Annotated in this window: 15 protein-coding genes and 1 other annotated feature; of the genes, 5 read left to right on the top strand and 10 right to left on the bottom strand. The window is 28.2% G+C overall.

Features of this window, described 5'->3' with window-relative positions:
• Window positions 1–31 precede the first annotated feature (31 nt).
• The gene (locus O212_RS0105535) at window positions 32–1,195 is read left to right on the top strand and encodes a dicarboxylate/amino acid:cation symporter (protein ID WP_024614145.1); all 1,164 of its coding nucleotides are present in this window, start codon (window positions 32–34) and stop codon (window positions 1,193–1,195) included.
• A 49-nt stretch (window positions 1,196–1,244) separates the two neighbouring features.
• Here O212_RS0105535 and O212_RS0105530 read toward each other — a convergent pair whose 3' ends face one another.
• From O212_RS0105530 to O212_RS0105515, 4 genes are read right to left on the bottom strand one after another with little or no spacing between them, the layout of a single operon-like run.
• Window positions 1,245–2,846: a hypothetical protein gene (locus tag O212_RS0105530; RefSeq protein ID WP_024614144.1), complete on the bottom strand. Its 1,602-nt coding sequence runs from the start codon at window positions 2,844–2,846 to the stop codon at window positions 1,245–1,247.
• Complete coding sequence (locus O212_RS0105525) at window positions 2,839–3,564, bottom strand: ABC transporter ATP-binding protein (protein ID WP_024614143.1); 726 nt, start codon at window positions 3,562–3,564, stop codon at window positions 2,839–2,841. Before O212_RS0105525 ends, O212_RS0105530 begins: the two co-directional genes overlap by 8 nt.
• A 46-nt stretch (window positions 3,565–3,610) precedes the next feature.
• Window positions 3,611–4,135, bottom strand: coding sequence for a nucleoside recognition domain-containing protein (locus O212_RS0105520; protein WP_024614142.1), 525 nt, complete (start codon window positions 4,133–4,135; stop codon window positions 3,611–3,613).
• A gap of 15 nt (window positions 4,136–4,150) precedes the next feature.
• Window positions 4,151–4,726: a nucleoside recognition domain-containing protein gene (locus O212_RS0105515; RefSeq protein WP_024614141.1), complete on the bottom strand. Its 576-nt coding sequence runs from the start codon at window positions 4,724–4,726 to the stop codon at window positions 4,151–4,153.
• 123 nt (window positions 4,727–4,849) lie between these two features.
• Here O212_RS0105515 and O212_RS0105510 point away from each other — a divergent pair, with 123 nt between their 5' ends.
• Entirely contained in the window at window positions 4,850–5,035 is a 186-nt protein-coding gene (locus O212_RS0105510) for a hypothetical protein (RefSeq protein ID WP_024614140.1), read from the top strand.
• Between the two features lie 94 nt (window positions 5,036–5,129).
• On the top strand, window positions 5,130–5,399 hold the full coding sequence (locus O212_RS15935) for an ATP cone domain-containing protein (RefSeq protein WP_024614139.1): 270 nt from the start codon (window positions 5,130–5,132) through the stop codon (window positions 5,397–5,399).
• 68 nt (window positions 5,400–5,467) lie between these two features.
• Here O212_RS15935 and O212_RS0105500 read toward each other — a convergent pair whose 3' ends face one another.
• The 5 genes from O212_RS0105500 to ileS all read right to left on the bottom strand — a co-directional run bounded on the left by O212_RS0105500 (window position 5,468) and on the right by ileS (window position 12,583).
• Window positions 5,468–6,154, bottom strand: a complete 687-nt coding sequence (locus O212_RS0105500) for a nitrite reductase (protein ID WP_024614138.1) — start codon at window positions 6,152–6,154, stop codon at window positions 5,468–5,470.
• Window positions 6,155–6,266: 112 nt separating this feature from the next.
• Window positions 6,267–7,643 carry an MATE family efflux transporter gene (locus tag O212_RS0105490; protein WP_024614137.1) on the bottom strand — a complete coding sequence of 459 codons (1,377 nt, stop codon included), beginning with the start codon at window positions 7,641–7,643 and terminating at the stop codon, window positions 6,267–6,269.
• A gap of 17 nt (window positions 7,644–7,660) precedes the next feature.
• Window positions 7,661–8,107, bottom strand: coding sequence for a hypothetical protein (locus tag O212_RS0105485; RefSeq protein WP_024614136.1), 447 nt, complete (start codon window positions 8,105–8,107; stop codon window positions 7,661–7,663).
• 200 nt (window positions 8,108–8,307) lie between these two features.
• A complete protein-coding gene (locus O212_RS0105480) occupies window positions 8,308–9,306 on the bottom strand; it encodes a LacI family DNA-binding transcriptional regulator (RefSeq protein ID WP_024614135.1) in 999 nt (332 codons plus the stop codon).
• Between the two features lie 166 nt (window positions 9,307–9,472).
• The gene (gene ileS / locus O212_RS0105475; RefSeq protein ID WP_024614134.1) at window positions 9,473–12,583 is read right to left on the bottom strand and encodes an isoleucine--tRNA ligase; all 3,111 of its coding nucleotides are present in this window, start codon (window positions 12,581–12,583) and stop codon (window positions 9,473–9,475) included.
• 77 nt (window positions 12,584–12,660) lie between these two features.
• Window positions 12,661–12,963, bottom strand: a binding site (T-box leader).
• 204 nt (window positions 12,964–13,167) lie between these two features.
• Here ileS and O212_RS0105470 point away from each other — a divergent pair.
• Both O212_RS0105470 and O212_RS16830 read left to right on the top strand, forming a co-directional pair.
• Entirely contained in the window at window positions 13,168–13,395 is a 228-nt protein-coding gene (locus tag O212_RS0105470; protein ID WP_024614133.1) for a (2Fe-2S)-binding protein, read from the top strand.
• Window positions 13,396–13,459: 64 nt separating this feature from the next.
• Window positions 13,460–13,603 (top strand): hypothetical protein, encoded by a 144-nt coding sequence (locus tag O212_RS16830; RefSeq protein WP_173391479.1) that lies wholly within the window; start codon window positions 13,460–13,462, stop codon window positions 13,601–13,603.
• A 37-nt stretch (window positions 13,604–13,640) separates the two neighbouring features.
• Here O212_RS16830 and O212_RS0105460 read toward each other — a convergent pair whose 3' ends face one another.
• The gene (locus O212_RS0105460; protein ID WP_024614132.1) at window positions 13,641–13,946 is read right to left on the bottom strand and encodes a hypothetical protein; all 306 of its coding nucleotides are present in this window, start codon (window positions 13,944–13,946) and stop codon (window positions 13,641–13,643) included.
• Window positions 13,947–14,043: the final 97 nt, after the last annotated feature.

Raw genomic sequence — 14,043 nt, 5'->3', positions numbered from 1 at the left:
CAAAATACACTTGTCCACAGGAGGGATACAATTGAAAAAATTAGGACTTATTCCAAAATTAATATTAGCAATTATTTTCGGTCTTATCTTTGGTAATTTTATGCCAGAAAATTTTATAAGAGTTTTAGCAACTTTTAATTCTATTTTCGGAAACTTCCTTGGTTTTATAATACCACTTATAATAATAGGATTTGTTGTATCTGGTATTGCAGACCTTGGTAAATCAGCTGGAAAAATGCTTGGACTTACAACTTTATTAGCTTATTTATCAACAATACTTTCTGGTTTATTAGCATTTTTTGTTGCTTCAAACTTATTTCCAAAATTCGTGAAAGAATCTGTAAACTTTAGTGCAAACAATCCAGAACATAGTTTACTTAAACCATTATTTATAGTTGACATGCCACCAGTTATGTCAGTTACTACTGCATTACTTATAGCCTTTTTACTTGGCCTTGGTATAGCTTATGTAAAAGGTCGTACTTTATATAATGCATCACTGGAATTTCAAGAAATTATTCAAAAAGTTATTAATACTATAATTATTCCTTTAATTCCATTTCACATACTAGGAATATTTGCAAACATGACTTATACTGGTCAAGTTCAATCTATATTCTCAGTATTTTGGAAAGTATTTTTAGTAATTTTAGCACTACACTTTTTTGTTATATTATCTCAATTTACTATTGCTGGAACTTTAAATAAAAAAAATATTTTCACTTTACTAAAAAATCAATTATCAGGTTATTTAACAGCTCTTGGAACACAGTCTTCAGCTGCTACAATTCCTGTAAATCTTGATGTTGCAAAGAAAAACGGAGTATCAAAAGGTGTTAGAGAATTTGTAATTCCACTTTGTGCTACAATTCACTTATCAGGTAGTACTATTACTTTAACTTGTTGCTCAATTGCAGTAATGCTACTTAACGGAATGCCATTTAACTTTCCACAATTCTTTGGATTTATAACAATGCTCGGTGTAACTATGATTGCTGCTCCTGGTGTACCTGGTGGCGCTGTTATGGCAGCTCTTGGAGTATTACAAGCTAACTTAGGTTTTAATGAAGCACAACTTGCATTAATGATTGCTCTTTATATTACTCAAGATAGTTTTGGAACAGCTTGTAATGTATCAGGTGATAATGCAATTGCTTTGATAGTTGATAAATTTAAATTTAAAGAAAATAATTAATTTTATAAAATTAGGAATCTTAAACTAATATGTTTAAGATTCCTTTTTATTATTCAAAATTTTCATATACTTTTATACCTTTTTTCATTAAAAGCTTATAAAATACAAAGCTTTCAACAGATAATAGTATAAAATTAAATAAAAAGACTATAATTTCTGATATAATATATTTTGTAATTAAAATTAATATAATTCCTATAGGTATTAATAAAAAAAACATTATAAGTGGCTTAAAATTTTTATTAAATAAAGCCTTTTCATCTTCCCAATAAAGTTTTGGAGATGAATAATCAATATAGACACCTATTATAGTAATAGCTAATAATGATAATATTTGTATTATTAAGCTCATAATTATTACTTGTATATTTGATTTAAGCAATATTAAAACAATTACTCCAAGTAATACTGATATACTATTTATTATTAATGATGATAATATTTTTGACTTTATTTGAGTTTTATAATCTATAGGTATATATTTTAAAACCATAATATTTTTACCTTCTCTACTTATGCAAGTAGATGCAGCACTACCACCAGCTATTGATAAAGCAATAAATATTACACTTCCTGATATAATATACGGTCCTTTTATAATATCAATAAAACTGTCTAATCCACTACCTGAAAAAATTAAAATTAAAGTGGGAAAATAAACAATCATTACTACGCAATTCATAAAGAACGTTGGAGTTCTAAATATTTCTCTTATATCTTTAATTGCAAGAGTGACAAGTGGTGATCTTACATTCATAACAGCCTTGTTATTTTTTAATATATTTTCTCTTTTACCTGATGTTTCAGACATACCAACTATACTTTTAAAATAAATCTTATCACCAATATAATAAAGTAAAATCGCAGCTATTATTGTTAATACAATAAGTATTAACAGATTTAAAATACTTTGACTACTTCCACTATAAAGTAAAGTTTTTGATGCAAAAATATTAGTAAAAAATATGCCATTTATTGCATTCATAAGACCATTGTTTTCACTTATAAATCTAGAAAGCGCATCTTCTGTACTTCCACTAGAATTATTCATAAAAAAATTAATTCCTAATATAAAAATTATAGATATAACCCCAGATATAGTTTTAAACATATCTTTATGTTTTGCTATATTTGTAAGTCTCATAAAAATTAATGAAATTAAAAGGCATAATATAAGAGGTACTATAGGATTAATTATTACAACTAATATTGTAAATAAATAATATAGAATTCCCTTATGTGCTGCTATTCCATAAGATATTAATGGTCCAACTATTATAATTGTATATATATACATATTTAAAAGAGTAACAACAAACTTACCAATCATTATTTCTGTTATTTTAAATGGCATTGGCATAAGTGTTTCTATATCATTTGAAAAAAAGAATATATCAAGAACAGTATAAATTCCCATAACAAAAGTAAGTAAGCTTCCAGTAAATAATATGAATCCAAGTAAATAGCCATCTTGATTTATAGATGCAAAATAATCGTATGTCATTCCAACGGTCATACTTACTGGTGTTGACATGGCAAGCATTATAAATGCCATAAATATTAAAAAAAGTACACCTGACCACCTTGTTTTAAACATATCTTGCATATAATTTTTAAAGAAAAATTTGATAGCTATTTTTTTTCTACTCATTTTCAGTCATCTCCAAGAACATTTTCTCTAAAGATTCACTTTCCTTAAACTTTTCTCTCATATCATTTAATGTTCCAACAAATTTTAACTTACCTTTATTTATTATTCCAACTCTATCACATACTTTTTCAGCGACTTCTAAAACGTGAGTAGAAAAAAGTACCGTATTCCCTTCATTTGCATGTTCTCTCATCATTTCCTTTAATATAAAAGATGACTTAGGGTCTAATCCTGTTAATGGTTCATCAAGTATCCAAACCTTTGGCTTATGAATTAATACCCCTATTATAATAATTTTTTGTCTCATACCATGAGAATAACTTTGAATCTTATCTCCTAAAGCATTTTCCATTTCAAATCTAATAGATAATTCTTCTATTCTATTTTTTCTATCTTCCTTAGAAACGTTGTAAACATCAGCCATAAAATTTAAGTATTCTATTCCTGTAAACTTTAAAAACATATCAGGACTATCTGGTACATAACCAAATTGTTCTTTTGCTCTAACTGGATTTTTAGTTATATCTATACCGTTTATCTCTATTTCTCCACTACTTATCTCTGATATTCCTGTAATCATCTTAATTGTAGTAGTTTTACCAGCCCCATTAGGACCTAATAGTCCAAATATTTCTCCATCTTTAATGTCTAGATTCATATTATCTACAGCATTAAACTTTCCATTGTATGTTTTGGTTACATTTTTAATAGTAATCAAGCACTTCACCCCTCTTTAGTTAAATAATACCATAGTAATACTTTTGTTACAATATAATCCAATTAACAACAGTAATCGCAGCTATTATAGCAGTTATATCAGCAATTACAGCTGCCCATAATGTATGCCTTATTTTTTTAATTTTTGCAGCTCCATAATAAACTGTTATAGTATAAAATATAGTTTCCGTTGTTCCCATAATTACAGATGCCACAAGCCCAATAAATGTATCTGCTCCATATGTTTTAATAATTTCAGTAAACATACCAACTGCTCCACTACCTGATATTGGTTTTATAAGTACCAAAGGAACTACCTCTTCTGGTAATCCTATTGCTCTAGAGAGTGGAGAAACTATATTATTTACTAACTCTAAAAGATTTGCACTTTTAAATATTTGTACAGCTACAATCATAGCCAAAAGATAAGGAAATATTCTCATACATACAAATAACCCCTCTTTGGCTCCTTCTATAAACCACTCATATACTTTTCTTCCTTTTACCATCCCATAAAAAAGTATTATAACAACTATTATAGGGATAATACTTTTTGTAATATATGAAAACATAAAAATCCCTCCTATCTAAAAATATCTTTGTAATATCTTACAGCATATTATCCCAACTACTGCTGCTATAGTTGTTGATATAATGGCAGGTAATATTATTATTCCTGGATTTACAGAATTCGCTGCTGCCCTTATAGAAATTACAGTTGTCGGAACTAATTGTATACAAGCTGCATTCATAACCAAAAACAGCGCCATATCATTGGATGCAACACTACTTCCTTTATTTAATCTATCCATTTCTTCCATAGCTTTTATCCCAAAAGGCGTTGCTGCATTTGAAAGTCCCATCATATTAGCAGTTAAGTTCATAACAATTGCACCAAGTGCTCTTTCATCTTTTGCCGCTTCTTTAAAAAGCTTCTTTAATAAAGGTCTTAAAACTCTTGCTATTTGAGCTGTAAGTCCACTCTTTTCTGCAACTTTCATAACACCACACCAAAAACACATTATCCCAATAAGTTCAATTAAAAAAGATACTGTACTTTCACTTCCCAAAACTATAGCTCCAGTTATTTTATCTCCATTTCCAGTAAATAAAGCAAAAATTATTCCACAAAATATCATTGCAAACCAAATATAATTAATCATCCATTCCTCCATAAAATAACTATTGTTAACAGTTAAATATATGCCTTGCACAACGGTTTTAGTAGTGATAGGATTAAAGTATAAACATAATTTTAAAAAAGACATACCAAAGGAGAATCTTATATGAGAGAAGAAAATCTTAAATTAGTTCAACAAGATATTGATGAAGCTTTAAAAACTGTAGAAGCTTTAGAAGAAGGTATCGATAAAGATGAAATATCAAAAGATGATATAAAAGAAAAATTCTTATCTTTAAATAATAAACTTCAACAATTAGAAGATATTCTTAAAAATGAAGGTATCCTTTAATATTAAAATTTATTAAGTTAAAGTAAAAGTAGAAGCTTATTTATTTAAGCTTCTTTTATTTATTAAAATTTTATACAAAAAGGTGGTAATTTAAATGGAAGTAGTAAATAAAAATAATAAGGTTGTTCCATTTGATGAAGAAAAAGTAAGACATAGCATATTAAGCGCTGCTATGGATGCAGATTTTTCACTAACGACTGGTGATTTAGATGCACTAGTTACTGATGTTAAAAATGTTCTAGATGTTACAACAGATGATTGCAGAGCTGCTGAAAGAGAAGAATTAATTAAATCTGTATGTAAAGTATTATCTTTAAATGGATTTTCAAAAGTTAAACATGCGTATAAACATAGACATCATTAATTTATAAAATAAGAAGACCGTAAAAGTAATCATTACTTGATTATTTCTACAGCCTTCTTATTTTTATATTATAAAACTTTTTCTCTAAAGCTATCTATTCCTATTCTATCTATAAAATCACCAAGCTTTTCACCTGCTTCTGCTAATGATTTATAAACTTTAAATATATTCTCAACTATTCTTAAAGCTTCATCTTCTGAAACATCTTGAATTATTATATCAGCCATTCTTTGATTATATCCAGCTGACCCTCCTGCCGTAACTAAAAATCCTGTCTTATCAGCAATTACCCCAACATCCTTTGAATAGACTCCTCCACATGCATTTCTACATCCAGCAACTCCAATTTTTGTTCTGCAAGGCATATCCATATTTTTATATTTTTTAAGCAATTTCATACCAGTGCTTATAGTATTAAACTTTGATCTTTTACAGTAACCAGCTGGACACATTTCAACATTTTTAATTGAATTTTGTTTCTTGACAGCAGGCTCCATTCCAAGTTCTCCCCATATTTTTGGCAAATCTTCTCCCTTAAGATTTGTTATTAAAAGTCTTTGTCCTGATGTTATTTTAATTACACCACTATATTTTTTTGCAACATTAGTTATCTTCTCCAAATTTTCTATAGTTATAAAACCTCCCGGAATATGTGGTGTTATCCCAAAAGTTCTCTTACCATTTCTAACCTTCTGAAGATTACCATGATGAGTTCCGCTTACCATATTAGGCATACCATTTATCATATCGCTCATATACAATCCTCCATATTAAAATATACTATATTTTTATTATATATTACCCTTAAAATTATAGTTGTAACCATTGTTACATTAAAATAAAAAAGTGGCATTTAAAGCCACTTTTTTAATTATTTCCTATTGCTAAGTTATCAATTTCTTCTACTTCTTTTAATTTTTTAACAGAATTATAGAAGAGAATTCCTGTTATAAGTGATGAAAGTCCATCACTTATAGCTCCTGAAAGCCATATTCCATTTAATCCAAATATTTTTGGAAGTATTAAAAGACAAGGTATTAGTAAAATTACCTGTCTAAGTAAACTTAAAAACATTGATATTTTAGCTTTACCAATTGATTGAAAATAATTTGAACTTATTATTTGGAAACCTATAACAGGTAACATAAATAAATAAATTCTTATACCATTTTTAGCTATATTAACAAGGCTTGGATCACTATTAAATATCCTTATTAATACTTCTGGAGTTATCTCTACAACTAGCCACCCACAAACAACTATTATAGTTGCAATTATTGCTCCATATTTTACTGTCTCTTTTACTCTATGATATTTTTTTGCTCCATAATTATATCCAATTATAGGCTGTGAACCTTGATTTAATCCAAATATAGGCATTAAGAATATCATAGAAATACTAGATACAATAGTCATCGCACCAATTGCAAGATCTCCACCATATTCTTTTAATGAATTATTAGCTAATACTTGAACAACACTTGCTGCAACTTGCATACTAAATGGGCTCATTCCTATTGAAAAAATACTAATTATTATAACTCTTTCAAGTTTTAAATTACACATTTTTAATTTTATAATACTTGCACCATTTGTAAAATAATATAATATCCATACAGTTGTAACTATTTGAGATATTACTGTTGCTATGGCTGCTCCTCTAACTCCCATACCTAATACAAATATAAATATAGGATCTAATACTATATTAGTAAAAGCTCCGATAAGCATTGAAAGCATTGCAACCTTTGGATTCCCATCACTTCTTATAGAATGATTTAACCCAAAACTTAGCATACTTACTATAGTTCCAATAAATATTATTTGCATATATTCTCTTGCATATATTTCTGTAGCATTACTAGCTCCAAACATTTTTAATATTGGATCTAAAAAAATTAAACCTACTATAGTAATTAAAATACTTATTATAACAATCAATGTAAATGCATTTCCTAAATGTTTTTCTGCCGATTCTTTATCATGTTCTCCAAGTTTTAATGATACCCTAGCCGCTGTACCAATACCAACTAGCATACCAAAGCCTAGTATTATAGTCATTATAGGCATAGTAATACCTACCCCTGTTATAGCAAGCTGTCCCACACCTTTTATATTACCTATATACATTCTATCAATGATATTATATAAAGTATTTACAACCATACCTACTATTGCTGGAACTGAAAATACTCTTAACAATTTTGATATCTTTTCTTCCCCGAGTCTCGTCTGTTTATTCATTTATCCCCCTCCTATCATTACATCTTAATTCCCATATCTTTAAGAATATTATTTATAGCTTTTTCTGAATAAATATCTTCTTTTTTCTCTATTAAATTGCCATTTTTATCTAATGCAACAAAAGTTGGAACCCCTGTAACATCATATTTTTTAGCAAGACTTACTGCTTCATCATTATCTAAACTATCTGCACTAGCGTGAACTATATTAAATTGATCTCCATATTTATCATGCAATAACTTAAGATTTTTTTCTGCATCAAAACTATGCTCAGCCATTACACTTTTAAAAAGTATTATAGTTGGAAGTGATTTATCTATTTCACTCATACTAGTTACATATTCTGCTCTACCATATTTTATAGAATCATATTTATGTTTTTCTTCATACTTTTTATAAATCAAAAAAGAAAAACCCCCTATTATAAGAACTATAACTATAGCTATTATGTACTTTTTCTTCACTAAATTAGGCCTCCTTTCTTTTTCATAACTATAATATATCATAAACTTAAATTTTTATCAGAACTAAATAAACTTATAAATACTTTATTTTCGCTTTAAACTTAAAATAATTGCTTATTTTAATATATTCAAATTTATAAAAAAGTTTTTTATAAAAAAATAAGCTATCAAAAAAGATAGCTCATTTAAACAATAAAATATTATTTTACACTGTTTCTTTCTATTATGTTATGTGGTAAAACATAATGCGCTTGTTCTAATTCCTGTTTATTAAGAAGTTTTATTAACATTCTCATTGCAACTGAACCCATATCATAACTTGGTTGATTCATAGTTGTAAGTTTTGGGTAGAATATTTCTCCGACAAAGTTATTATTAAATCCCATAACGCTAACATCTTCTGGAACTCTTATTCCATTATCTCTTAATCCATTAATAACGCCCATTGCTAATTCATCTGTTGCACATACTATACCTTCTACTTTATGCGCAGACTTTATGAATTTCTCAGCAGCTTCATATCCACACTTAACTTTAAGTCCTGCTAAATGGATTAATTCTTCATCTAATTTTGCTCCTGCTTCTTTTATAGCTTTTTCATAACCTATGTATCTATCGCTCCAAGCATTCATTTCACCTTTATCAACACCTACAAAGGCAATATTTTTTAAATCCTTGTTTATTAAATATTTTGTTGCATCATATGCAGCTTCTATATTGTCGATAGTTACACTTGGTAATTTTCCTTCTTTGTCTTTAGTTTCAACAAGAATTGTTTTTAAATCTAATTCATTTATTAAATCTAAAATTTCATCTTGTAATGAACTACTCATATAGATTACTCCATCAACCATTTTTTCCTTTAATACTTTTAAGTATTCTTTTTCTTTCTCAACATCAAAATCTGAGTTTCCAAGGATTATATTGTAATCATATATGTTAGATACATCTTCAGCTCCTCTTACTATTTCTGGGTAGAACTGACTTGATATATCAGGTATTAATATTCCTATTGTTTTTGTTCTTTGTGTTTTTAAACTTCTTGCAACTATATTAGGTCTATATCCTAACTTCTTTATAGCATCTAAAACCTTCTTCTTTGTGTCCTCGTTTACAACATCTATGTCATTTAGAACTCTAGAAACTGTAGCAATTGAAACTCCAGCTTCTCTTGCAACATCTTTAATAGAAGTAGCCATAATTTAATCACTCCTAATCATCTTTGATAATTTATTATACTAATATATTCGCCTTATTTCAAGAAAATCCCTTCTTTAATTATAGTTTCTCTAAAAATTCTGTAAATATATATTAATAATTAAAAAAAGGCTAGAAAGTATTAACTTTCTAGTCTTTTTTGTAATTTTATTTTACAACTTCTACAGTCATATCTAATTTTTCACCGTTTATAGTTACTTCTGTATAATCAAATTCTCCATTAAATACTATTTCTTTTGTTAAAGTTTCCTTTTTAATAGTATCTTCAAATTTCCTAATTACATCAATTAACATATCATTATTTGCAACATAAAGGTTTATATTATCAGCAACTTCAAATCCTTTTTCTTTTCTCATGTTTTGGATTTTTGAAATCATTTCTCTTACATGACCTTCTTCTCTTAACTCTTCAGTTATATGAGTATCAAGAACAACACCAGTATCTCCTTCTCCAGCAAAAGCAAATCCTTCTAATCCTTGCATAGTTACAAGAACACTTTCTGAATCTAAAGGTATTTCTGTTCCATCTACATTTATAACTTCAACTCCACCATTTTGGATTTTTTGAGCAAGTTCCATTTGATTTCTTGAAGCTATTTCTTTTCTTATTCCAGGTATTAACTTACCGAATTTTCTTCCTAGTACTGGTAAGTTAGGCTTTATTTCAAAATTAACATATTTTGAAAGGTCTGCACCAAACTCAATTTCCTTTATGTTAAGTTCATTAGCTATAATATCACCATAATAATCTGGAAGTGATTTTGTTGAAATAAGTATTTTTGAAAGAGGCTGTCTGTTCTTAACATTAGCGCCGTTTCTTGCACTTCTTCCAAGTTTAACTATTGTGTAAGCTAAATCCATTTCTTTTTCTAATTCTTTGTTTATAGATGATTCATCAGCCTTTGGCCAAGAACATAAGTGTATACTTTCTGGTGCATTTTCATCCATATTAACAACTAAATTTTGATAAATTTCTTCTGTTATAAATGGAACAAATGGGGCTGCAACTTTAGCTAAAGTAACAAGAACTTTATTTAATGTTACATAAGCGCCAATCTTATCATCAGTTAATTCTGCTGACCAGAATCTTGCTCTATTTCTTCTTACATACCAGTTTGATAACTCATCTGTAAATTCTTCTATTGCAAGAGCTGATCCTGTTATATTGTATTCATCTAATCCATTTTCAACAGTCTTAATTAATGTGTTTAATTTTGAAAGTATCCATTTATCCATTACATTATCTGATTCAAAATCAGCATATTTTGTTGGATTAAATTTGTCTAAATCAGCATATAGTACGTAGAATGAATATACATTCCATAATGTGCTTAAGAATTTTCTTGAAGCTTCTGCAACATCATCTATTGAGAATCTAGTTGGAAGCCATGGTGCACTTGCAGTATAGAAATGCCATCTTGTAGCATCAGCACCTTGTGCATCAAGTACATCAAATGGATCCACTACATTTCCCTTTGACTTACTCATCTTTAAGCCCTTCTTATCAAGAACGTGACCTAAAACTATACAGTTTTCAAATGGATTTCTATCAAATATTGCAGTTGAAATTGCAAGTAATGTATAGAACCATCCTCTTGTTTGGTCAACAGCTTCTGATATAAATTGAGCTGGGAAGTTTTGATCAAATAATTCTTTATTCTCAAATGGATAATGAAGTTGAGCAAATGGCATTGATCCTGAATCAAACCAACAGTCAATAACTTCATGAGTTCTCTTCATCTTTTTACCACAATGGCTACAAGTTAACTCAACTCTATCTATAAATGGTTTGTGTAATTCTATATCTTCTGGAACATCTATTCCTTTTTCCTTTAATTCAGCAATACTTCCAATACATTCTTTATGTCCGCATTCACATTCCCAAATTGGAAGTGGAGTTCCCCAGTATCTATCTCTTGAAATACCCCAGTCTATAACATTTTCTAAGAACTTACCAAATCTACCTGTTCTAATGTTATCTGGTAACCAGTTTATTTTATCATTATTAGCTAATAACTTATCTCTTAAAGTTGTCATAGCAACAAACCAACTATCTTTTGGATAGTAAAGAAGTGGAGTGTCACATCTCCAACAGTGTGGATATGAGTGAGTATGCTTTTCAGCTTTAAATAATTTATTTTCTTCTTTTAAGTAATCACAAATAGCTTGATCGCATTTCTTAACAAATTTGCCAGCCCAAGGAGTTACTTCATCTACAAATTTACCTTCTGCATCAACTAAGTTTATGAATGCCATGTTGTTCTTTTTAGCAACTAAACTATCATCTTCACCATAAGCTGGTGCTATATGAACTATTCCTGTACCATCTGTAAGAGTTACGAAATCTCCATGAATTATTTCAAATGCTTTTCCTTCTGGTTTGTGAAATGGTAATAATTGCTCATATTTCATTCCTAAAAGATCTGCACCCTTAAATTCTTTAATTACTTCATACTCTTCTCCAAGTACTTTTGGGGCTAATTCTTTAGCTAAGATATATGTTTCATCTCCTAATTTAGCTTCAATGTAGTCATATGATTTATTTAAACATAATGCTACGTTTGAAGGTAATGTCCAAGGAGTTGTTGTCCAAGCAAGTATATATTTATTTTCTTCTCCAGCTACTTTAAATTTAGCAACTGCAGTTAAATCTTTAACATCCTTGTATCCCTGTGATACTTCGTGTGATGAAAGACCTGTTCCACATCTTGGACAATATGGCATAACTTTATGACCTTTATATAAAAGATCCTTATCCCACATTTGTTTTAATGCCCACCATACTGATTCAATATATGGATTATGGTATGTTACATATGGATGTTCCATATCAACCCAATAACCAATTTTATCAGTCATCTTTTCCCACATGTTAACATATGTGAAAACACTCTCTTTACATTCTTTAACGAATTTTTCTACTCCGTATTCTTCTATTTGTTCTTTACCTGAAATTCCAAGTTTCTTTTCTATTTCAAGTTCAACTGGTAGTCCGTGAGTATCCCAACCAGCTTTTCTTATAACTTTAAATCCCTTCATAACTTTATATCTTGGGATTATATCCTTCATAACTCTAGTTAATATGTGTCCTACGTGAGGTCTTCCATTCGCTGTTGGAGGTCCATCATAAAATGTGAAGTATTCACCATCTTGATTCATGTCAAAATTCTTTTTAATTACATTTCTAGCTTTCCAAAGGTCAGCTACTTCTTTTTCCATACCTACAAAACCATTTGTAAGTTCTACTTTTTTGTACATATCAAAACTCCTTTCTCAAATTGCTTTTTATTTTGTTAAAATATTTCTGTATATAAATAAAAAAAACCTCATCCTTACTATAGGACGAAGTAAATTACTCGCTATACCACCCATGGTATTACAAAATCAATTCATATTGATAAAGCACCAATATTATAATAGTAAATTTTCTCTCTCACTATTTTAATTGATATCGATTATTTCAAGTACTATCATACTCTATTCTTTAACGCAGAATTACGTGTAAACTTAATAAGTAATTATACTGTTCAGCCACCGACTCCTAGGTGATTTTCATTAACTCTTACTGTAGTTTTGCACCAAACAACTACTCTCTTTAAGTAAAAAATTTAACTACTTTTCCTAATCATTGTCTTTATTAAAAACATTATATATTATGCCCAAAAAAAAGTCAATTACACACTTTTAGTAAAATATTTTATTCAATTAATAATTTTTATTATTTAGTATTGATTTTTATTTGTATTAATGTTTAAATTTATTTGTATAGATTCAATAAAATAGAAAAATAAATTACTAACTTAATTTTAACGTATAAATATATATTAGAAAGGAAATGTTTTATGGAAAATAATAATGCTAATGCTGAAATAATGGATAAACTAACTAAAGTTTGCGTATGTAAGGCTATAAACAGAGCAACAATTAAAAATGCAATTAGAAATGGTGCTAAGTCTATATCAGAAGTTAAAGAAGCAACTGGTGCAGGAACAGGTTGCTGTGGTGGTGCTAGATGTGTATTTAAAATTCAAGAATTAATAGATAAATATAATGCCGGTGAATACAAATAAATTCCTAGAATTAAATCTTTCCTATTGCTAAAACTATTAGTGTTAGGAAAGGAGGAGTTTACTTATGTCTAAACAACCTAAAAGTGCCGGAAATAATCAATGGATATCAACTCCAGTAGAAGTTAATACCGTTCCAGCTTCTAAAAGAGAACCTAAAACTGCTGGAAATAACCAATGGACTTCAACTAACAAAAATCCAATGAAATAATAAAAATAAGATAGATCATTTTTGATCTATCTTATTTTTATTTTAATAATTTAAAACAGTGTAAATAATAATTTATTTTATCTAAAATTAATTTTTTATCATATATAATTATATCATATCTATTTTCCCAAACTTTATAATAAAAATCATTTAATATTTCAATAATATCCTTATCTTTTATTATTAATATATCATTTTCTATATTTTCTAATTCCATTGTAATATAGTTGATTGTATCTGAAAGATAAATTGATATATTACTAAAATTTTTAAGTTCCTCAACAAAATTACCATTAATTAATCGAATTTGAATATTATCATGCTCAGCAAAAAACTTATGCATTTCTAAAAAATATCGTTCTCTTTCCTCTTTAGTTAATACTATTTTCTTATTAAAAAATCTAATTTCTCCATTTAATAAAAAATCATATAATGTATGT

The organism is Clostridium sp. Ade.TY (assembly GCF_000498355.1).
In the GTDB taxonomy this organism is placed as follows: domain Bacteria; phylum Bacillota; class Clostridia; order Clostridiales; family Clostridiaceae; genus Clostridium.
The sequence above is the reverse complement of the archived record's forward strand: the minus strand, read 5'-3'. Positions and strand labels throughout refer to the sequence as shown.

What these genes read in the sequence shown, in the direction of transcription:
- O212_RS0105480 (WP_024614135.1), bottom strand. Translation starts at nt 9,306, where the DNA reads ATGGCTACTTCTATTAAAGATGTTGCAAGAGAAGCTGGAGTTTCAATT.
- O212_RS16830 (WP_173391479.1), top strand. Translation starts at nt 13,460, where the DNA reads ATGTCTAAACAACCTAAAAGTGCCGGAAATAATCAATGGATATCAACT.
- O212_RS0105470 (WP_024614133.1), top strand. Translation starts at nt 13,168, where the DNA reads ATGGAAAATAATAATGCTAATGCTGAAATAATGGATAAACTAACTAAA.
- O212_RS0105520 (WP_024614142.1), bottom strand. Translation starts at nt 4,135, where the DNA reads ATGTTTTCATATATTACAAAAAGTATTATCCCTATAATAGTTGTTATA.
- O212_RS15935 (WP_024614139.1), top strand. Translation starts at nt 5,130, where the DNA reads ATGGAAGTAGTAAATAAAAATAATAAGGTTGTTCCATTTGATGAAGAA.
- O212_RS0105530 (WP_024614144.1), bottom strand. Translation starts at nt 2,846, where the DNA reads ATGAGTAGAAAAAAAATAGCTATCAAATTTTTCTTTAAAAATTATATG.
- O212_RS0105460 (WP_024614132.1), bottom strand. Translation starts at nt 13,946, where the DNA reads ATGCATAAGTTTTTTGCTGAGCATGATAATATTCAAATTCGATTAATT.
- O212_RS0105515 (WP_024614141.1), bottom strand. Translation starts at nt 4,726, where the DNA reads ATGATTAATTATATTTGGTTTGCAATGATATTTTGTGGAATAATTTTT.
- O212_RS0105510 (WP_024614140.1), top strand. Translation starts at nt 4,850, where the DNA reads ATGAGAGAAGAAAATCTTAAATTAGTTCAACAAGATATTGATGAAGCT.
- O212_RS0105500 (WP_024614138.1), bottom strand. Translation starts at nt 6,154, where the DNA reads ATGAGCGATATGATAAATGGTATGCCTAATATGGTAAGCGGAACTCAT.
- ileS (WP_024614134.1), bottom strand. Translation starts at nt 12,583, where the DNA reads ATGTACAAAAAAGTAGAACTTACAAATGGTTTTGTAGGTATGGAAAAA.
- O212_RS0105490 (WP_024614137.1), bottom strand. Translation starts at nt 7,643, where the DNA reads ATGAATAAACAGACGAGACTCGGGGAAGAAAAGATATCAAAATTGTTA.